The following is a 21,841-nucleotide window of genomic DNA, read 5'->3' as shown; positions in this document are numbered from 1 at the left end:
GCGTTTTCTATTACCCAATTAATACCTTTTTCCCTTCAAACGCAAATCCATAATGCCGGATTCTTTCTTTTGGGATTCCCCGTTCTTTCAGTTCCGCGTCGTATTTCTTTATTTCAATCTGCGCCAGTGCTTTTTGTACCGTTTCCTGCAGCGTTTTTTCTTCCGTTTCTTTTACTTTAAATTCCAGAATCATAGCATCTCGATCCAAATTTCTGGGAATTAGAATCACATCGTATCTTCCATACCCACTTTCCCGATTGGAACGCACCTCATAAAGATCTCGCACTTCCACCAGCAGCCCAAGTACAAATCCATGATAAAACCGCTCTGGCTGGCTCCGCTCGGACGCATGTTTTCCAGCATCAAAATTACTAAATGTAGCAAGTGCAATATCATTCATATAGAGGTTCATCGCTTTTACATCCCCATTCAGCAATGCTTTGATAAATTCATTATAATTGGCAGATGCCGCTGCAAACCAGCTTTTGAACATATTCGAAAACATGCTCACAGTCTCCAGATTTGTGATGGAAAGAGAATACCACGGCTCCAGCGTCAGTCCTCTGTATTCAATCTCCTCCACTTTCAGATAACCGCTTGCCACCAACAGACTCCATACCGCACTTTCATCCTGTTCTAATTGTCCAAATATAATCTGCTCATCAAAATTAACTACAATTTGTTGTCTGTTGATCAGTTTTTCCAGTTCTTCCTTCATATTTACCGATGCCGACTGCAGGAGTTTGCTGATCAATCCATTGGAACTTGTAGCTGCCCAGTAGGGCCGCAGTTTTTTCTCTTTCAGATAATTTGTAATAGACCACGGATTGTAAATATCACGATGCGTGCCAAAGCAAAATCCGTCATACCATTGCTTTACCAGATCTTTCTTTTCCGGCATTCCAAATTGATCTAATGATTGAAATACCTCTTTTTCTGTAAAACCAAAACAGTCTGCATAGGCATCCGATGTTGTTGTAATAACCGTCAGATTATTGAGGTCCGAAAAAACAGATTCTTTGGAAATACGGGTAATTCCAGTCATCACAGCGCGGTCCAGATATGGATTTGTTTTGAACGTCGCATTGAAAAGGCTTCTCATAAATCCGGCAAATTCACCCCAGTATCCATGAATATAGGCTTCCTGCATGGGCGTGTCATATTCATCCAGAAAGATCAAAACTTTTTTTCCATATAAAAGATTCAAATAACTGGAAAGATTTTTTAATGCATCCTGTGCTGTCACATCACTCATTTTTTCTGTAATTTCCAGCATCTGCTGTTTCTCATTTTGCGTAAAGCATTCTTCCTGCTCCAAATACCGATGTTGGCGATAAGCATCTACAATAATATTTTTTATCTTCTGCACTGCATCTTGATAGTTATTCTGTTTTACGTCCGCAAAGCTCAGAAAAATCACCGGATAAGTTCCCTGCAGTCTGCGGTATTTTTCCTGTTTCCAGATGGAAAGCCCTTCAAAGATGGTACCTTTTTCTGCATACTGTCTGGAAAAGAAACAATTCAGCATGCTCATATTCAATGTTTTGCCAAATCTTCTCGGACGTGTGATCAGCGTAATGTCATCTCCACTTTCCCACCATTGTCTGATAAAATCGGTTTTATCAACATAAAAATAATGATTTTCTCGAAGGGAAGCAAAATCCTGCTTTCCTATACTAATCGCTGAAGTCATATTTCATCTTTCCTTTCTGAGCGCAGACACACCAGCATTTTCTGTCTGATAATGAAATGTTCCACTGTTTTCTAATCGATAATCTTATCTTATAGTTTATCAAATTCCGAAAGAAATTAATAGACTTTTTCTTCTGCACAGCAAAAAAATGGCCGTCCCATTCCTCAGTGCAAGGATCAGACGGCCATTTTTCACTATCAGTTTCCAGTTTTATTTCTCATACAAAAACTCTTCCGGAAGTGTTACGCCGAAGTCTTTTGCCAGATGGCGGAATTCATCCGGTGTGATCGTCTGGCGTTTCGTTGGCTGCATAGAAAGTGTTTTTACCAGGATTTCTGCAGATTTTTCTGCGGTATGCATCAGACCGAAGGTCAGGTCAAAATCAAAGCCGGCGGCGAACATGCCGTGGTGTGCCCAGATAGCAAGATCATATTTCTTCATCAGCTCGCTCGTGGCAACGGCGATCTCTCTGCCTCCCGGAACCATCCACGGAACGACACCTATTCCGGACGGGAATACAACAGGACACTCGGTTGCCATCTCCCAGAGTTCGCGGGTAAATACTTTATCTTCCAGCGGCAGAACAAAGGTAAGCGCGATCACGTTGGTGGTATGTGCATGGTACACAACGCGGTATCTTTCGTCCTGAAGTTTTTTTACCTCCAGGTTCATCAGATGGCTCGGAAGCTCTGAGGTCGGACGTCCTCCGTTGACGAGACCCCAGACGATGCGGTAATTTTCACCTTTTTCATCCAGCTCAATCATACAGATGCTGTCTTCCGGTTTGATTGTGACATTTCGGAAATATTTTCCGCTTCCGGTTACCAGGAAATACTCTCCCGCAAGATTTGGAACGGCGGTTCCGATCGGATTCCACTCTCTGGCCTCAAAGTTTTCTTTTACCTCTTCAACCTCTTCTGGTTTCACACGGTAAGAAAGGTTTCCGCCGTTTCTCTCATGCCATCCCTGCTCCCAGCCATCATTTGCCATGCGGATAAAGCCCTTTACAAATTCTGCATCTAAGAATTTCATGTTATTTCCCTCTTCTTTCTCTCTTTTCTCTTCTTTTATCGATATTTACCGGCACACAACCTCTACCGGCACATCCAGGATTTTTGCCACTTTCAGAATCGTATCAATATGATGTCCGACAGCTGCTGCCATATGATGTGTTGGTCCCGCCTCACTCCATCTGTTGCAGAACTCTCTTGCCCCAATGGAGAAACGTGTTCTCATGTTTGTATCGCCAAAGGTAAAGATCGGACCATCCTCATTGACACCCTCTGCAGCAACAAATTTAAAATGACCGTCTTTATCCTGCGTAATTCCAAGATATGTAACATCTCCGACCGGCGGATAAAACTGCGTCAGATATCCGCCGCCCGTCTTGCCATGAAAAACATCAACGATTTTCATGGACGGTTTTTTCGCCTGCGAAATATCAGCATCTCCCGATCCGGAGTGGCCGATAATACAGATATCCTCATTGAAATCGATCGAATACATCTCAGAAAGCTGACCGGTTCCGGCGATTGTTTTCAGAATGCTCATTGCCATTGCAACTTTCATATCACCCTCTACGGCGCAGGCTGTGCCCTGTTTAATCAGCATGGAAAATGCCGGGATCAGCATGCTGTCCAGTTTTCCGGCAACCCCCTTGGCAAAGCCGTCATAATGGGATGCCACCATACCAAGATCTTCTTTTTTCACCCACTCTTCAAATGCAACGACATATTTTGCCATATCCCATACGGTCTCTACCGTTGCACCGCCCTCGATATCAAAAGTATCCAGAATCTCCTCTGCCTTGGCGCGGATTGCGTCCTCATCTGTGACAGGATCCGCGATTGCCCACATTTTCTCCCAGTCGAACTGTTTCGTGTAAAGTCCCATCCGGTTGTAAAGATTGGTTTCATCGATATACAGATCCATCATTCCCGGATATGGTCTTCCGATCTGGGCAATATTGGTGTAGCGGAATCTTCTGCGTACCTGGGCTGCCCGGCACCACTCGTCGATTTCCTTTGCCACGTAAGCATCTCCGCCTTCTACAACACCGGTGATAACGGCATGACGTTTTCCTGCACGCTCCAGATCGGCTACCATCTCACCGACTGCTCCACAGGCATACAGCTCACCGAGCCATTTTGGCGTATCGGTATTCGCATAATCCGGTGCTTTCCGTTTCTGCACATTCACAAGTACAACCGGCACATTCAGGTCACGGACTGCCGGGAGCATATTGTAGCTGGTCGCGTAGGTCAGAAGCTGTAAAATAACAAGATCTACATCCGCTGCACGAAACTTATCTCCTGCTTCCATCGATAATTCTTTCGTTGTAACGATTCCACCATCGATCATTTCAACGGTATCCGGAATCGTCTTTTTGAACGCATCATACTGTGCCTCAAATTCCGGAACCAGCGTCGGGAACTGCGGCAGATATGCACCCAGTGCGATTGCAAATACACCTACTTTTGCTTTTGTTTCAACTAACATGTTCTTTGCCCCTTTTAACCTTTCGTCTCATTTTTTATGGCTCATATTGTTTGATTTCGAAGGAATGGAAAATACAGTTTCTCGCATCCTTCAAATTGCTGCATTCCTTTCCGGTGATCATCTGCACCGCCAGATTGCCGATGGCAGTTGCCTCGGTCGGTCCCGCCAGCACGGTTCTTCCGGTCTTTTCTGCTGTCAGCCAGTTCAGATAACCGGCATTGGCGCCGCCGCCTACGACATGAATAGTTCGGTACCGGCAGCCTGTTTTTTCTTCCAGTTCTTTTAATGTCTTTGCATAGCATACTGCCAGGCTGTTATAGATCACTGCTGCAACCTCTGCAATTCCCTGCGGTATCTGCTGGCCACTTTCTTCACATGCCTTCTGTACCTCGGCTGTCATATGTTCCGGTGCAAGGAAACGATCGTCGTTTGCATCCACGATAGATGGGATGGTGCATTTCGATGCCATTTCGCAGATCGTTCCAAAGCTTAAATCTTCTGCGATTTCTTTTTTCACAGACTGGACCATCCACAGACCCATGATATTTTTCAGGAAACGGTATTTTCTGTTGTAGCCGCCCTCATTGGTAAAATTGTGCTGCATAGCTTCTGTTCCGCAATCGGCCTCTTTTAATTCTGTTCCCATCAGAGACCAGGTTCCAGAGCTGATGTAGAGTACATGTTCCTCATTGCTTGGCACAGCGACTACTGCGGAGCCTGTGTCGTGTGTTGCGGGAAGAACAATCTCACAGTCGAAGCCGACCTGCTCCTGAATTTCTTTTTTCAGACGACCGATCACAGTCCCCGGTTCACGGATCGGCAGGAAGATTTTCTCCGGGTATCCCAGTTTTTGAATCATCTCCCTGTTCCAGTCCCCGGTTTCCGGATTGACGAGCTGGGTCGTTGTTGCATTTGTGTATTCCTGCGCTTTCACGCCGGAAAGCAGGAAATTCAGGTAATCCGGAATCATCAGCAACGTCTCTGCTTTTTCCAGCTGTTCCGGTTTTTTCTTCTTCCACGCCATAAGCTGATAAATACTGTTAAAAATCTGTTTCTGAATGCCGGTCGATGCATAGAGTTCTTCCTCCGGCACCGTGCGATAAACCTCCTCATCCATTCCTTTCGTGCGGTCATCGCGATAAGCAACGGCATTTCCGATCCGCTGATCATCCTTGTCCAGAAGGACAAAATCAACTGCCCATGTATCAATTCCGACACTCACCGGGATCTTTCCAAGTTCTCTGCATTTTTTCATTCCGGCCAACACGGCTTCAAAGAGTGCCTCGATATCCCACACCTTCTCACCGTCCCGTTTCTGCATTCCATTCGGGAAACGGTAAATTTCCTCGAGAACCATTTTCCCATCTTCCATATGCCCGAGAATATGCCTTCCGCTGGATGCTCCTATATCAATTGCTAAATAATATCTTTTCATACCCTTCCTCCATTTTCTGTCTCTAATTATAGATAACTTTATGTGGTAAAAAAAGAACACGCTTTGTCTAAAAAAGTGTCCTTATTTGCACTATAACGATGTCATTGATCGTATCCATCTGCATCCGTTCGCTCTTCTTCTCCTTCAGCCGCGCCGGAGTTTTTGCTCCATGGGGTAATTCAAGAAACGTTTTCACAGGAAATTACGGTAAAAAAATTCCGCAGCACTTCTGTGATTGAGGTGCTGCGGAACTTTTTTACATTTTAGGCTGATATCTCATGTTGGATACATTATAAACTGTGATAAACGCTTTCGGATCAAGTTTGTTGATAAAATTCATCAATTTCTGGTATTCTGTCTTGTCTACGATCGTGATGATTTCTTTGCGCTTCTGCATGTTGTAGGCACCATAGGCTTCGTAGATCGTAGCACCGCTGTGCAGCTCATGAAGAATAAATTCCCGAAGTTCTTCTTCCTTTGGAGTGATGATACATACCCGGCGTTTGATATTATGGTCAAAAATAAAATGATCCAGAACAATTCCGTTAAAATACGTTCCAAGAATACTCAAAACTACCGTTTTCTTGTCGTAAACGAGTGCTGCAGACAGAGCAACACACATACCAGACAGAGACATGGCTTTTCCAAGCTCCATATGAAGATATTTATTCATGATCTTTGCTACAATATCAAGTCCGCCGGAAGAAGCATTTCTGTTAAAAAGAATACTGAGTCCCACACTGACTACAAGTGTATAGCACAGAACATCCAGCTCCTGACTGTTTGTCATCGAACCAAAATCCGGGAAGATTTTTTCAAAAACTCCAAGAAAAACAGGAAGCATGATACTGGTGTAGACGGTTTTTACACCAAATTCTCTTCCGCAGGTAAAAAAGCCGATGATCAGAAGTACTACGTTCAGAATCATGGTGATGGCGGAAAGGGGCAACGGTACAAAGTTGGAAAGTACGATACCAAGACCCGAAATACTGCTGACAGAAGTATGGCTTGGTACCAGAAAAAAATAGACTGCCGCTGCAATAATAGCAACAGCTGCTGTCAGGATCAGGATTTCCAACAGAATCTGAGTATCCTTCAATTGTTTTTTCATGTTAATTCTCCGTATCTTATTTTTTATGGATGGGAAGATCCCTTCTTTATATTAATGGCATTTTGAAGATATGTAAACCCTTTCCAGAAATCATTCCAACATATTTGTGTATCGTTGTTGCTTTTCCGTCAGCTTTCTGTAATGCATATCCTTTTTATTGCTTTTTTTCGTTCTATGCTACAATAATTTTGATACTTAATATTATCTTGTAACACAATCAGGAGAACATCATGAATGAAAAGGGACTGACCAACATTAGTCTCAAAAAATAAATAACTCAAAGGTTTACCAATATATTTACAGAAAGAAAAAGACCTCCAAGCAGCAGATCGTTCAGGAACTGCAGATGGGTTTATCCACAGTCAGCCAGAACCTCAACCTTCTGGAGCAGGAAGGTCTGATAGAAAAAAAAACGGCTTTTTGCATCCACCGGCGGAAGAAAAGCAAACGCCATTCAGATTGTATCCGATTTTAAAATTTCTATTGGTATCGGTATTTTAATTTCCTCCCATCCTGGCTGTGTCCTGCTTCCGTAAAATCAATCAGCAATTCTTCCAATGCCACGATGTCAACTTTTTCTTCCATTTTTCAGTTCTTCCACAATCTCGTTATAACGTTTTTTATTTAACCGGTAGAAAAATAATACAACCGCAGTCACAATCCACAGTACACCTGGAATCGTCGTAAATGCATGTTTCATAATTGAAAGTACAATTGCATTTTGTGTCTGATTTGCAATATAACCATATTTTCCAAGTAATCCTGCTAAAAGTGCTGTTCCAACTGCCATTCCGATTTTATTTCCAAGTGAAATAAATGCATACTGAAAACCATCATTTCTAAGTCCGGTTTTCCACTCACCATATTCCACACAGTCTGGAATAATTGCATAGATTGCGGTATTAAATCCAGAGAAAAAAAACTGTGTGAGACCAGATAATGCATAAAAAATAGCTGATGATTCTTTGGCATTGAAGAAAAACATAGACAACATGGAAATTCCTGTAAACAAAGCAAAGAGAGATGCTGTTCTTCCTTTATTATTCAGCTTGCGGAATAATGGTTGAAAACAGGCTGCCCCGATGATAGAAGGAATAATGATGCACATCGAATAAGTTGTGTAGTAAGAGGCATTTCCTTCCACATATGTAAAATAATACAGAATATCTGCGTTTCTACCATATAATGTAAATCCAAATAATATCTGCCCTGCCAATGCAAGAAGATATGGTCTGTTCTGCATGACTGCTTTCAACTGTATCTTTACAGAAATTTTTTCTTTTTCCGGAGTAATCACTGCCTCTTTCGTCTTCGCAAAGCAGAAGAAATGACAGGCTGTAAAAATACATCCATATATGACCGCAACCGTCAGATATCCTGTCTTTGCACTATGACTGCCGAATTTGCCGAGCAGTGGAACTGTGATAATATTTAACACACCAATTGCAATCATCGCTGCAACCGAACGGGATGTATTTATTTTTGCACGTTCATCAATATCCTGTGTCATAGCACCACACAAGGTTCCATATGGAATATTCACACAGGTATACCCCAAAACCAGCAGACAATATGTAATTACCATATAAATGATCTTTCCATTCTGCGGCCAGTCGGGTCTTGCCCAGAATGTCATAACAAGAAGAATCGCTGTGATTGGTGCCGCTACTAACAGCCATGGACGGTACCGTCCCCATCTCGATTTTGTTTTATCTGTAAATCCCCCGACGATTGGATCATTGATTGCATCCCAGAATCTTGAAAAAAGCATAAGTGCTGACACAGCCGCCATACTGATTCCGAACACGTCTGTATAAAATATCATCAGAAAATTACTGACGAACATCCAGCTGAAATTACATCCAACATCACCAAACCCATATGCAATCTTACTGATCAGCGGTACTTTTCCATTTTTGCTTTCGCCTCCCATATGTCCCTCCTATTTTTATCAGAGTTTCTGACAGAACTCTATTTTTTCCTCATTTGGTCCCTTAATCATAAAAAACTTCACACCATTTTCCCAAAATGGCAGTTCTTCGATTCCGTCTGTAATAACTATGTATTTTTCATTGCAGATTTTCTGATACATACTTTCAATGTCTTCCACATCAAGTGCAACATGTTGGTATGCACCGTCTGACATTTCCGCCTTCCCATTTTCAAAAGCCTCTATGCAGTAATTTTTTATCTGTAAAAATGCCACTTTTTCCCCTGCTTTTTCATTATAAGACTGCATAATTACTTCAAATCCAAGACTCTTATAAAACTCAACTGTTTTCTGTAAATCGTTTGTCGGAAGCCCGACATGGGCAATTCCGACAATTCCATATTTATTTTCCATACGAACTCCTTACTTTTCACTGACGTTGATAATTACTTTCATCGTTGTCTCGCGGTTATCATCAATATACTGGTATGCCTTCAGATAATCTTTAAAAGCAAATGTCTTTGAGATGAGCGGTTTCAAATGAACTTTGCCCTCATTTACCAGTCTGATTCCATCTATGTAATCATCATGGCGGTACATCATCGTGCTCTTAATGTCAAGTTCGTGGTCATTTGCCACTGCAAGATCTACTTCTGCCATTCCTGCAAAAACAGCCACCAGTACGATCGTGCTTCCTTTTCTTGCATATTTAATTGCCTGTCCCATTGTGATATTGTTTCCGGCACAGTCGTAGATCACATCTGCCTTATCCGGTCCAAATGCTTCGATCATCGCCTCACCGAAGTCTTTATTTTTGGTATTCACACACACATCAATTCCACATTCTTTTGCCTTCGCCAATCTAAGATCACTGATATCTGTGATCATCACTTTCGCTGCTCCCATTCCTTTTGCTGTCTGTGCCACGAGATTTCCGATCGGTCCTGCTCCAAGGACTGCAATATTCATGCCAGCCACATCGCCCATCTGTTTTACACCATGAACTGCCACAGCAAGAGGTTCGATCATAGCTCCTTCTTCATAGGACATATCTTCCGGAATAGGTGTTACTTTAGATGCATCCACTGCAAAATACTCAGATGCTGTTCCTGTCGTCTGAAATCCCATTACTTTTAATTCCTCACAGAGATTATACTTTCCATGACGACATGGATAGCAATGTCCACAATATACCTGCGGCTCTATCGTCACCTTCTGTCCCACATGAAACTCGGTGATATTTTTTCCAAGTTCTGTAATCTCACCAGAAACCTCATGTCCCTGTGTTACCGGATATTTTGTAAACGGATGTTTTCCATGATAAACATGAATATCTGATCCACAAACACCAATATTCATAATCTTTACCAACACCTGATTTTCCTTTACCTCCGGAACCGGAATCTCTCTGAAAATAATTTCTCCTGGATTTGTCATTACCTGCTGTAACATAGTTGTTTCCTCCTTTTTTATATTGTTATGCGTTTTATAAAACGTTTTATTAAAGTAATTATATTATTGTCCTATAAACACAATTTGTCAATATGTTTTTTCATATTTTTATATATTTCATAATTTCAAAATATATTTTTTGTATATTTTCCACAATTAATATGCAAAAAAACGGAAAGGAAACCGTAGTTACTGTTTTCTTTCCGTTTTTTTACTATAATATCTTTTTCTAATTTTACACAACTTCTCGTTTTTCACACATATAAATCGGACATCGCATTCGCTTTGCAACTTGTCAGTGGGAGTTTTTAACTCCAACAGACTAAACATCCCCTTACCCAACGCTTAATTCCCTACGCACCAGATGCGGTGGACTGCTTATCTGCGTTCAAAAAAATTACAATTCTACCATATGTTTTGTAAAAAAGTATTTCGCGGCTCCAACAGCCGACGCTTCTTTCTTATACGAACAATTTTTCAAGTATGAAACATCATGCTCAAAGCCATTATATGCCATCACTTTTTCTCCCAGTGGTATCATATAATCTGACAATACGCCTCCCACATCACCTCCTAGTATGATGTCCATATCATATGCCATCCGCAGATTTGATATCAAAACAGCAAGATGATCCAAATACTCATTCCATGTCTGCAAATTTTTTTCATCACCACTTTCAATTTTTTCCATAAATGCATCCAGTGACTGCCTGTTATCTTGTGTCAGTACACTTGCTGCACAATATGCATCTGCACATCCTGATTTACCACAATAACACTTTCTTCCACCGGGAACGAGTATCATGTGACCAAACTCCCCTGCTTTCTGGTTCTGCCCTCGAAACAGCTTTCCATCTATGCAGAATGCACCTCCTAAGGTGTGGTTCAAAGACAGATATATCGCATTTGGATACTTTTGCTTTTTTTCTGCAAGCATTGCAGCATTAGCATCGTTTTCAAAATATACTGGAATTTCCAACGCCTGCTCTAAAAAGCGCAGACTATAATTCTCTATACCTAAAGCATGGGATTTTAAAACGATCCGTTCTTTCTGATCAATAATTCCTGGAATCGCCACTCCAATCCCAAGTAGCGTGTCCTTCGCTAATTCGCCTTCAAGAAAATTTTTGACCTTTTGTGCCACCTCTGTACAATAGAATAATTCTGCCGTAAATTTTAAACGGATGCGATCTTTTTTTATAATCTCATCTCCAAGATTTACTAATACCATTTCTATATGATTCGCTGTAATCAAAATTCCCATTGCATGACAGTATGACTTATTAATCCCTATACTTTTTGCCTTTCGTCCACCGGTCGAAGCATATTCCCCAGTTTCTTCCAACACCATTTTTTCTAATAAGTCATTCACATTTGCTAACACAGTCGGCATACTCAAGTTTAACTCTTTTGCGATTTCCGCCTTGGATGTAACATGCTTGTTTAGCACATAATTAATTATTTTTTTTCTTGTTGTATTTTTTTTATCTTTATTTTCCGTTTTCTTACCCTCTTTTATTAAATATATTATAAAAGAATTATATGCTTTTTTATTCTTCTTGTAAAGTAATGTTTTATAATAAATCTCCGACAGAATTTATCTTATAAACAGCCAAAAGCTCCCGAAGGAGTTTTCCACGCTTTAGATCTACACCAATTCTTTTAGCACAAGTTCTTCTGCCATATTACGAATACCATTTACCAATCTGACCCATTCCATCTGATCACGAGCTTTCAACTCAGCACTGGTTGCATCCAACTTCTAAATCTAAGTCGATCTCTATCGTGTCATCTGGCTTTTGTTGGGACAAAAGAACTACCGTCTCACAGAACATATTTTATCGCAAGGCTTTTAAAAATGGAATAGATTTTACCAAACGACAGTTTTCAAAAAAACTTATAAGGGATTTTCCCCTTGAACCCATCATTTATGATATATGGTGGCGCTTTTCGCCCCCAAATAGTGAAAGTGGGGGCACTTTCTGCCCCCACTCAGGAAATGTTGCTAAAATACTGTTTAGATTTATCATACATACAAAATGGAAGTTATCTATTTCTCCTCTTCGTTAAGACCTAGTTCATTACATATTACTTGCTATCCCTGATACCTTATTCTTTCTACCAGCGTTTCCTTTTTCAGATTACTGCTTAAAACGCAGGAAAGTACAATCTGCAACAGACCGACCAAAAAAATCATAATAAAAATTGGTACGATTGGAACATGATAGATATTCATTCCAAATATTCCATTATGTTTTGCATAGGAAAAAAGTGCATAGCCGAGCGGCAGACCAATGATCAAAGCTACGCATATGGTCCCAACCGTAAACATCAGTCCCTGTAACTGCAGGCATAAATTTAATTGTTTATTTGTCATACCCACAGCCTGTAATATACCATATTCCTGCTTTTTTGTCGTAATATTCATGATCATGGTATTCGCCATATTCATAAACCCGATGAGTCCTACAATAGCCATAAACAGATAACAGCCAAGCTTCATCATGCTGCTTGCAAATTCGGCAGATTGTAACTGCGCATGATAAGTATCCATTTTTATATGCGAAGTATTAGAAATCAAAGTATTCAGACTTTGTTCTACAGATGCCACATCTTTTTTATCACAGTCCACCCACAGATAGCCATAGGCTGTTCCCCTCGGATTCATGGAACGGTATACACCTTCCGGAATGACAAGATAAGTGTCCGCACTTACAAAAGAGCCTGCAATCTTTCCCTGATAGGTATAGGTTCCACTTCCATTCTCAAAGTCAAATGCAATGGATTCACCCGGAGCATATCCATCTTGTTCCATCCACGTTGACCAGCCAAAGAAAATATCACCATTCTTTACCGCCTGATCATAGTCCATAGAGCCAATATCCCCTTCTTGGCGCATAAAATCAAAATCCTTTTTACTCACAATATCAGCCGGAAATCTTGTTCCGTTCAGATTTACAGAGACAATCTCTCTCGTCATGACATCTGTTACTCCCGGAATGCTTTTGATTTCTTCAATCATCGAATCATTCAATGGATCATCCGTCAGAATCGTATCCAGGTTATTCTCCGGATATCTTTCATCATACTCAGCAGAATAGTCAAGCTGCAGTTCAAATTGTCCATGATTAACGGAAAGACGTGCTTCATGCTCCGTGTCAATATTTCCCACATAATTAGAGATAATCACAAACAATACGCAAGAAAAACCCATTGTGAGGATAGTACCAATAGTTCTTTTGGGATTACCCGTTACATTTGCCATTGCCATAGAAAACACGGTGACATTTTTTCTGCCATTTCGTTTTCCTTTTTTTTGTGTTTCTGCATTTTCTAAATACCGTGTTGCTTCGATAGGTGAAATCCGTGAAACAATTTTCATTGGTTTACGCAGTGCCAAAGCAACGGTAAGAAATGATACGAAAATACAGAGAAGCATAACAGGCAGGGAAAACAGAGGCACCTGCTGATTTTGAACTCCCATAGAGCCAGTTCCAGTTGATACAAGGTTCCCCTGTTCTACCAGCCAGTTAAAACCGCATTTTGCAATCAGAAAGCCAAAAAGCAATCCAACCGGTATTGAAAAAAATGTCAAAAAAATGCCCTCTCTGAAGATCAGTTGTTTCATCTGCTTTTTTGTCGCTCCCAGAGCCTTGATTTTTCCATACTCCTGTATCTTGTTGGCAATACCAACTTGAAAAATATTATAAATGACCACAACAGAGAAAAGTACAATTGCAAGAATCAAAACCCCGCATACCGCAATCGTTTCATAACTCGGCTGCAAGACCCATTGCAAATAGAGATCATTGACTATAACGTTTTTTTCTTCGATCCCACAAGCTGCTGCAATCTGCTTTATAACCGAATCAATATTATTCATAGATACATTTGCAGAATCATTTAAAGTAAAATAAATATTATACTGTCTGTCATTCTCTGCGACGTGCTCATCATAAAACTCCTGTGACCCGAAAGCAACATAAGATGCCTCGATGGTATACTCATCCCGATCATATAGGATTCCGCTGACAACAAATTCTTCCGGCTTATATTCTGACTGCATCCCTGCGCGGTAATCCAGTGTAACCGTATCTCCGATCTTTACATCACCATACCCCATTGCACGAAAAAATGCTCTTCCTGCGGCAATTTCCTGCATTTTTTCCGGATACTTTCCTTCCTTCAACTCATATTCTTTATTATAAGGAAGCATTTTTCTTGCAGTCTCATCCATGCAGACAAACCCGCCTTTTTCATTGCCTTTTATGATACCTTCGGTGCACATAGTGCCTGTAGCATCTATTTCCGCACGGCGGTTTACTTCTTTTAACTGCGATCCGTCTGCGGAAACAAACAGACCATAATTGCTTCCATATGATCCTGCCGCCTGACTTTTCTGTAAACGAATTACCCCATTTCCCACAGTACTGATGATAACAAGCAGCATCGTGGTCAGACAGATTGCCATCATGATCAGTATACTTCTTGTCCTGTTCTTTTTGTCATTGCTATATGCAATCCTGCTTATTGTCTTCATCTAAAATCCACCACCTGTCCGTCCTCAATCACCAGAATACGGTCAGCGACCTGTGCAATTTCGTCATCATGGGTAATCATTACAATTGTCTGTCCATATTTTTTTGCTGTCATCTTAAGCAGGGCGATCACCTCATCACTGGTCTTAGAATCAAGATTTCCTGTCGGCTCATCTGCAAATATAATTTCCGGACGATTCACCAGTGCTCTTGCAATTGCTACTCTCTGCTGCTGTCCTCCGGATAACTGATTTGGCAGATTGTAAATCCTGTTTTCAATCCCCAGAGTTGCAATAATATCATTTACATACGCTTCATCCACTTTTCTTCCATCCAGCCCCAGTGGCAGTACAATATTTTCCCAGACATTAACAGATGAAACCAGATTAAATGCCTGAAAAACAAATCCGATTTTTCTTCTGCGGAAAACAGCAAGGGCATCTTCCTTCATCCTGTATAAATCTTTCCCTGCTAAAGTAACACTGCCTTTTGTCGGGGTGTCTAGCCCTCCAAGCATATGAAGTAATGTACTTTTACCGGAACCTGACTTTCCAACAATTGCGACAAATTCTCCCTGCTCAATCTGAATGTCCACCTGATTGACCGCTTTGACCTGATTCTCACCTGCGCCATAAAACTTACAAAGCTGCTTGGTTTCTAATATCACACTCAATGTGCTACCTCCTTTTCAATTCTGTAAAACGTACCTTTTCAACACGCTTTCTTTGCCTGTTTATGTATTTGGTCATTTTTCAACCTACATCCAAATTGTATCAGGATAATCTTTCATTTCACTTTCAAAAACGAGCAGAAGTCTTACAGAATTGTAAGATTTCTGCTCATTTAAAATTTAACTAACATATGGTAATTGAATCACAAACGTGCTTCCTTTTTTCTTTTTGCCGGAGGTTACCGTAATCATACCTGCGTGCTTTTCGATAATTTCTCTCGATAGAAAAAGTCCGATTCCTGTACCACTCTTTTCCATGACCTCCCTGGAACTTCCTCTGTAAAATCGTTGAAAAATTTTGTGATACTCATTCTGCGGAATACCAATTCCCTGATCCTCAATTTCCATTCTTACAAGATCGTTTCTTTTTTGTAACCGGATAAATATTTTTGAACCACCCGGACTGTACTTGACCGCATTATCCAGAACGTTGATCACAGCTTCGCCAAGCCACCTTTTATCCTGCATAATCGTGCATGTTTCCAGCTCTTTTTCATAGTCAAAAACGAATTCAATTTCTTTCTCATCCGCTTTTGGATATGTACGATTCACAGCAGATATGACAGTATCTATAAGTGGAAGTTTTTTCTTATTCATCTGAATCAGTCCAGTTTCCATCTTGGATATTTCAAGAAGCGACTGCAATAATGTCTCCAGTCCATCCAGAGCACTCCGACAACGGATACGAAACTCCTCCTGTTCTGTGGCACTTAAGTCATTCTGCATCAGCACACTAAAACATATATCCAAAGCTGCAACCGGTGTCTTTAACTGGTGTGAGATGTCAGAAACCATTTCTTTCGTGCTCTCTTTTTCTGTCCGTGCTTCTTCCTTTAGCAACTGAATATGATGTCCGATTGCTTCAAGCTGGTCATTCAATTTTTCCAGTTCTGCGTAATTTTCCGTTTTCAGTAAATCATCAAATTTATTTTCACGGAATCTGATCAGAATTTCTTCCAACTGGTCTAATATTTTCTGATGACACGCATCTTCTTTTTTCTTCCAATAAAGTAAAAAAGTCAAAAAAAACACGCATATCACAGTGCTTACAGCACCGATCACCATAACCTGATGCTGGAATTGCGAATAAAATGCATTCCCTTTATTTCCCCAGTATCCATATTGCTCCAATAATTGCTTTCCCTGTTCGTTGGTTTCAATATCCTTATCCTTAAGCAATTCCGAAACAGCATCCAGCCCGGAAAATTCTTCCTTTGCAGCAATCTCTGTCATAAGATTCATTTTATATTTGTAATCTTCATAAAACACATACGTGGTAAAGCAATTTAATATTGCAAACAATAATATGACAGGTAATATCAAGGAGAACACTACTGTAATCTTCTTGCGATATCTCTTTGTCACTGCCTTACCTCCTGATTCCATATATACCCAAGACCTCTGATATTCTTGATATAGACCGGTGCAGCCGGATTGTCTTCGATTTTCTCACGGAGTCTTCTGATATTGACAGCGATTGTATTTTCATCCACAAAATCCCCTTCCAGATCAAACACATTTTCCAATATTTGTGTTTTTGAAAGAATCTGTTTCGGATTCTGAAGAAAAAAAGTCAGCATTTTCAACTCCGTTTTTGTCAGACTGATTTCACGACTCTTTATCAGGACTTTCATTTCTCCTGCGATAAATACGATATCTCCCGAAATCATCTTTCCGGCTTCCGTTTTCTCCTGTCTGCGGCGGAAATGTGCTTCTATTTTCAAAAGAAGTACCGAAAGACTAAACGGCTTTGTAATATAATCATCTGCCCCTGCTTCATATCCCATGACCTGATCCATCTCCTGATCTAGTGCTGTAAGACAAATAATGTATGTATTATAATTGCATCTCATCCACCTTACAAATTCCAGTCCATTCCCATCCGGAAGATTCACATCACAAATGGTAACATCCACATTATGATCACTTGCAATTCTTTTCGCTTTTTTCACTGATTCTGCTGAAAAAACCTCATATCCGGATTTTTTCAGTGAAAATGTAATTCCACGATTTAAATTTTCATCATCTTCAACCACGAGTATACCTGGCATAGCATCTGCACCTCTCTTTATTAACTATTCATCTTAAAATGCTTCAATGCCTCCACAATTGCACTCTCTTTATCTTCTGGACACTGCGGTTGCCTGCTATCTTCATTTTTAGGTAAATTAGGACTTGGAACAAGTTCCAAGTCTGTCGCGGCAGTCGTCGAATTGCCCTGCAAGCAGTCCATTCTCCTCGTTGCAACGCGCAAATTCTTTCCAACCTCAATTCCGCATTTTCTCTTTACCTGTGAGATATACAGATTGGAAACCTTCATGCCGGCATTATGTTCAGCCACATACTTCTTTATCTCATCATATGTAGCCTTAGTCTCTGCAGATGTTATATCCATATCATCAAGTTCAATCGTGACATTAATGTAATCATCCGGCTTTTGTTTCAGTTGGGACAAAAGAACAACCGTCTCAACATGCGGTGTCGTTTTTCACTGCTTTAACAGTACGCGAACCCGCATAGTTACTGAGTTTTTACACTCTTTGACAGGTTGCTAATATCTGCAATCATAAGGTTAAGACATGGCGTACAGACCGTTTGACTTTGTAAACGTGTGGCGGGTACGCCGATTTGTTTTGAGCATTTTTGCGAATGGCATTAACACCCTTTCAATGTTCACTTTTATTGAAACCGATATTTTCCTTTTCCATGTCCTGTTACAGGTACGATTACCTCACTATCAACCAACAGTTTTATTAACTTGGAAGCTCCTGATGGCTTTAATCCAGTAATTTCTTCAACTATCGTTCTTCCGAAACAATTTTCTTTTCCACATTTTGAAAATATTTCTATTGTATGATTTATTGTTTTTTCTGAAATCGTATCTGAGAAAGAAAGTAATTTATTTCGAATGTCCACTTTTGTGCTTTCAATGTCCACTTTTCCACTCTCAATGTCCACTTTTACTCTTTCAATGTCCACTTCTGAAAACCTTCCACTAATGTGCATCGTACGATTATGAAGTTCATTCTTCTCATCCAACAATAAATTTCTTAAAAACAATTCCAAATACTCAGTTGTCTCATGAACACCATTTTTCAAATCGTTATAATTGGCCCTAACAAGTGCATTTCTAAAATACCACGCATTTTCCGCAAAAATATCATTGGTTACGTCAAATCCCAGCGTTCTAAGATACTTAATAAAAAATACTGCTGTAGTTCGTGTGTTTCCCTCTCCGAATACATGTATCTGCCATAATCTTGATACAAAGAGTGCCAAGTGATGAATAATATCTTCCATACTCAGGTTTTTATAGCTAAACTTCTTTTCCTCTGCAAAATCATAGTCCAAGGTTGCGCGAAGTTCTGATGCACTTCCATAAAGAACCGTTGCTCCATTCAGCACCCATTCCTTTTTTGTAATATTATAATCTCTCAGTTTTCCTGCATGTCCATAAGTCCCAGCAAACAACTTTTTATGAATAGAGATATACTCATTCGGAGTAAAACTAAATGCTTTCTCCGATAAAATTTTTGCAATTCTAACAGCAACTTTGTCGGCCTCTTCCGTACGGTCGTTTGTATCTGCTTTTGGATTTTCTTCATAATACGTATTTAGAAGTTTCTGCGCTTCATCAATCGAAATATCACCTTCAATATTCTTTATTGCAGTATCAATCAAATACTTCGAAGGCTTTAATCCATCCACTGCTTGAAGTCCGATAGCTGTATGCCAGGCGTAACCTTTGTCTCTTTTACTTGGTTCTGATTGCCTTATATACTCTTTAAAAGGATCTTTATCCATCAAATTGCCTCCATTCATTTTTACCAATACCAGCTCTTTCTGATACTGTCTTGCAAAGATTTTTCCTTTTCTTCAGCACTTTTTTCATGCTGACGTTTTCCCAGATATTCATCCTCAGTCGCTATAGACGGATCATACCAGTCAGCTTTCTTCAGAGCCCATTCAATCCATTCTGGAGTAATATCTTCATTTCCACTATCTATCATAGCCTGAATATATTCTCTTATTTCCTTTGCAATTCTATAGTCTTCAGCTTTGTTTACAAGTTCTTTTACAAGACGAATTTCTTGTTCTTTTCTTTGTCTATTTTCTTCTCTGCGTCTCTCTTCTTCAACTCTCTTACGTTCTGCCTCTTCACGTGCTTCTCGTACAATTCTATTCTCTTCTGCCTTCTCATACAGGGTAACCAAAATATCACCCAGTCTATCTTCTAATTTTTCAGAATCGTTATCTCTTATGTAGCTTCGCGCCCCAAACACAATACGAAGTTTACCATTATATACCTTGTCATACTTTCTAATTTGCGGTTTTGAAACCCATCTGTGATTTTTGATATCATCATTATATTTTACGAGCGCCTGTGCCTCTTGCTTAGTCATTTCATGCTTCACTTGGTCTTGACTCTCAACCATACGAAATCTAACAATATCATCTCTAATTTTCACAGACAAATCACTATTAATACTTCCACCTAAAGATTCAATTGTTTTGAATACGGTATCTAATATTGCAATTGCACGTGACATACACTCATCAGACATTTCCTTAAAGAATTCAGGCTCGTTTTCTGGTTTGTTATGTCTTGAATTATAGTATGGTCTACTCTGTACTTCTTTCAGCTTTGACTTATAATCTGCAATATCCTTCTTGTATTGGACCAACATTTTATGCAATCGTGTACTTTGACTTATCTGCAGATTGCATGCATATTCTAATACTTTATTTCTTTCCGTCTCATCCAAATAATCAAGAATTCCATCCGGCCACTCAGGTATGTTGTCCGTTTTTTTCTGCGGTAAATCCTCCTCCGTTACTACGTCCAATTCTTCTGTTACGTCAGTATGCACTTTCTCTACTACTTCTGCCTTAGCTTTCCGAATACGCTTAACAACCGCGTCTTTCGTTATCAATGAAATTTCTGTATCTTCCAATCCAGAAAATTCTACAATCTCATTCGATACATCTTTTCCCATATTCTTCTTAGTCCAATAACCAGAAGAAGGAAAAGATATATTTTCTACTTTACAAGTTGCTATCAGTTTACCATAATTCAAATTATATTTTCTGGCTACCCCTGCAACTGAAAGAGCCCATATTTCATCATAGAGCTGCTTACGAGTCAATTTAACTATTCCTTTTTCATTCTCCATCCTGGCAGCTCCTTTCCTGCATATTTTTTGTCAACATCTTTGTATTTTCCCAGCGAAAACGCATATTCATAAAGCTCTAATTCTGCTGATCCTCGTTTTCGCTTAATAGAAAAACCAAATCTTTTTTCATTTCTTCAAACTGTTCTATTATAGTATTTAGACTCTTTTCTATATTTTGAACTTGTACTTCTGATGTTTTCCCGTACTTATATGCAATCAATCTCTCACCAATTATGTGATAGGACCAACTCTCAGAATATGTTCTATCTCTTTCTTCATTGTGAATTGCAAAACCGATCGGTAAAAGATCATTTCTCATGCCGATACTAACCGCCATAGGGGATATGCCTAGGTAATCTGCCGCTATCTTACATGTTATTTTACTCATATTTCTAATATCTTCATCTGTGTATTTAGGCATAATTTATCTCCATTTCCAAAATATATTTACACGACTCCAGAACATCTTCCGGTATCATTCTATTTTTTTAGTTCTCCATTTAATGACATTAATTGCATGCTCAATATAGTTTTCATATTCGTCTTTGTCCATATTAATCAAACTTTTTACAGACATGTTATTGTATATTCCAGCAATTATTGCATCATCTCCACACATATATGAATTTGAGTATTTGTTATAAAATGCCAATGCGTGATCCCTGATTTTCTCATTATTAAAATAAATATCCGGACAATCGTAGCAACAAAATTGTCCTCTGTGAACATTTGCCCCCGGCCAAACTGGTATTACATTTCCAACAGTTTCATAAACATCGATAAATTGTTGCAAGCCCTGATAATTATTGAGTTCTCTACACTTATCAACACAACTCAAAATAAAATCTTCGCTATATGCCAATTCTCTTGGGGAATTTCTATTTTGTGGCCTAATGGTATGTCCACATACCTCAACCAACTCCTGATGCTTTGCTTTAATTCCTAACAAATACATACTTTTAAACGAGTATAGGACATCTGTATAACACCATTCTATTTTCTGACCTCCTACACCTACGATTCTGTTCACGCTTAATATGCATTATTCGAACTCTACTATTGACTAACGCTGATAAAAACTTTTCATAGTCATTTGACAATTCCCTTTCGAAAATATCTACACCATATTTCGTAATCAATGCATCCAAACAGTTTTTAAGAGATGTCCCACGAGCCCCTGGTGTTAATGAAGCATAAAAATTAGTATGCTTTTTTACGATTTCAACAAGTGGCTCTGCTGTATATGGTAAATAACTCGTCCTCCCGAAAAAGATATGCC

General features: G+C 39.8%; 18 protein-coding genes and 2 pseudogenes. All 20 read right to left on the bottom strand.

The window, feature by feature from the left end; translation table 11 throughout:
- Positions 1 to 10 precede the first annotated feature (10 nt).
- Positions 11 to 1,693, bottom strand: a complete 1,683-nt coding sequence (locus PGS38_RS08770; RefSeq protein WP_270476158.1) for an AAA family ATPase — start codon at positions 1,691 to 1,693, stop codon at positions 11 to 13.
- A 210-nt stretch (positions 1,694 to 1,903) separates the two neighbouring features.
- Complete coding sequence (gene rhaD, locus PGS38_RS08765) at positions 1,904 to 2,725, bottom strand: rhamnulose-1-phosphate aldolase (RefSeq protein WP_055265851.1); 822 nt, start codon at positions 2,723 to 2,725, stop codon at positions 1,904 to 1,906.
- 45 nt (positions 2,726 to 2,770) lie between these two features.
- A complete protein-coding gene (locus PGS38_RS08760) occupies positions 2,771 to 4,192 on the bottom strand; it encodes an arabinose isomerase (RefSeq protein WP_118742058.1) in 1,422 nt (473 codons plus the stop codon).
- A 34-nt stretch (positions 4,193 to 4,226) separates the two neighbouring features.
- Positions 4,227 to 5,627 carry a rhamnulokinase gene (rhaB, locus tag PGS38_RS08755; RefSeq protein ID WP_118601434.1) on the bottom strand — a complete coding sequence of 467 codons (1,401 nt, stop codon included), beginning with the start codon at positions 5,625 to 5,627 and terminating at the stop codon, positions 4,227 to 4,229.
- 256 nt (positions 5,628 to 5,883) lie between these two features.
- Positions 5,884 to 6,738: a YitT family protein gene (locus PGS38_RS08750; RefSeq protein WP_118601433.1), complete on the bottom strand. Its 855-nt coding sequence runs from the start codon at positions 6,736 to 6,738 to the stop codon at positions 5,884 to 5,886.
- Between the two features lie 568 nt (positions 6,739 to 7,306).
- On the bottom strand, positions 7,307 to 8,671 hold the full coding sequence (locus tag PGS38_RS08745) for an MFS transporter (protein WP_118601432.1): 1,365 nt from the start codon (positions 8,669 to 8,671) through the stop codon (positions 7,307 to 7,309).
- A gap of 18 nt (positions 8,672 to 8,689) precedes the next feature.
- On the bottom strand, positions 8,690 to 9,082 hold the full coding sequence (locus PGS38_RS08740; protein ID WP_119188569.1) for a VOC family protein: 393 nt from the start codon (positions 9,080 to 9,082) through the stop codon (positions 8,690 to 8,692).
- Positions 9,083 to 9,091: 9 nt separating this feature from the next.
- Positions 9,092 to 10,120: a zinc-dependent alcohol dehydrogenase gene (locus PGS38_RS08735; protein WP_055268459.1), complete on the bottom strand. Its 1,029-nt coding sequence runs from the start codon at positions 10,118 to 10,120 to the stop codon at positions 9,092 to 9,094.
- 397 nt (positions 10,121 to 10,517) lie between these two features.
- Complete coding sequence (locus tag PGS38_RS08730; protein WP_330423520.1) at positions 10,518 to 11,639, bottom strand: ROK family transcriptional regulator; 1,122 nt, start codon at positions 11,637 to 11,639, stop codon at positions 10,518 to 10,520.
- A gap of 129 nt (positions 11,640 to 11,768) precedes the next feature.
- Positions 11,769 to 11,867 (bottom strand): annotated as a pseudogene (locus PGS38_RS17510) (TnpV protein); the annotation flags it as partial.
- A gap of 348 nt (positions 11,868 to 12,215) precedes the next feature.
- The gene (locus PGS38_RS08720; RefSeq protein ID WP_119188570.1) at positions 12,216 to 14,660 is read right to left on the bottom strand and encodes an ABC transporter permease; all 2,445 of its coding nucleotides are present in this window, start codon (positions 14,658 to 14,660) and stop codon (positions 12,216 to 12,218) included.
- Positions 14,657 to 15,331, bottom strand: a complete 675-nt coding sequence (locus tag PGS38_RS08715; protein WP_006426335.1) for an ABC transporter ATP-binding protein — start codon at positions 15,329 to 15,331, stop codon at positions 14,657 to 14,659. The genes PGS38_RS08720 and PGS38_RS08715 overlap by 4 nt, the downstream gene beginning before the upstream one ends.
- Positions 15,332 to 15,508: 177 nt before the next feature.
- Complete coding sequence (locus tag PGS38_RS08710) at positions 15,509 to 16,774, bottom strand: sensor histidine kinase (RefSeq protein ID WP_118640289.1); 1,266 nt, start codon at positions 16,772 to 16,774, stop codon at positions 15,509 to 15,511.
- Positions 16,750 to 17,439, bottom strand: coding sequence for a response regulator transcription factor (locus PGS38_RS08705; RefSeq protein WP_055181289.1), 690 nt, complete (start codon positions 17,437 to 17,439; stop codon positions 16,750 to 16,752). Before PGS38_RS08705 ends, PGS38_RS08710 begins: the two co-directional genes overlap by 25 nt.
- Positions 17,440 to 17,459: 20 nt before the next feature.
- A pseudogene (locus tag PGS38_RS08700) lies at positions 17,460 to 17,870 on the bottom strand (hypothetical protein); the annotation flags it as partial.
- A gap of 197 nt (positions 17,871 to 18,067) precedes the next feature.
- Complete coding sequence (locus PGS38_RS08695; RefSeq protein WP_270476154.1) at positions 18,068 to 19,192, bottom strand: Fic family protein; 1,125 nt, start codon at positions 19,190 to 19,192, stop codon at positions 18,068 to 18,070.
- A gap of 20 nt (positions 19,193 to 19,212) precedes the next feature.
- On the bottom strand, positions 19,213 to 20,562 hold the full coding sequence (locus PGS38_RS08690; RefSeq protein WP_117801916.1) for a hypothetical protein: 1,350 nt from the start codon (positions 20,560 to 20,562) through the stop codon (positions 19,213 to 19,215).
- A 76-nt stretch (positions 20,563 to 20,638) separates the two neighbouring features.
- Positions 20,639 to 20,983 carry a hypothetical protein gene (locus PGS38_RS08685; RefSeq protein WP_005339644.1) on the bottom strand — a complete coding sequence of 115 codons (345 nt, stop codon included), beginning with the start codon at positions 20,981 to 20,983 and terminating at the stop codon, positions 20,639 to 20,641.
- Positions 20,984 to 21,037: 54 nt separating this feature from the next.
- Positions 21,038 to 21,511 carry a hypothetical protein gene (locus tag PGS38_RS08680; protein ID WP_158583753.1) on the bottom strand — a complete coding sequence of 158 codons (474 nt, stop codon included), beginning with the start codon at positions 21,509 to 21,511 and terminating at the stop codon, positions 21,038 to 21,040.
- A 10-nt stretch (positions 21,512 to 21,521) separates the two neighbouring features.
- On the bottom strand, positions 21,522 to 21,841 hold a 320-nt coding region (locus tag PGS38_RS08675; protein ID WP_330670627.1), incomplete at its 5' end, for a hypothetical protein.

It is taken from the genome of Fusicatenibacter saccharivorans, assembly GCF_027667425.1.
GTDB lineage: Bacteria > Bacillota > Clostridia > Lachnospirales > Lachnospiraceae > Fusicatenibacter > Fusicatenibacter saccharivorans.
The sequence above is the reverse complement of the archived record's forward strand: the minus strand, read 5'-3'. Positions and strand labels throughout refer to the sequence as shown.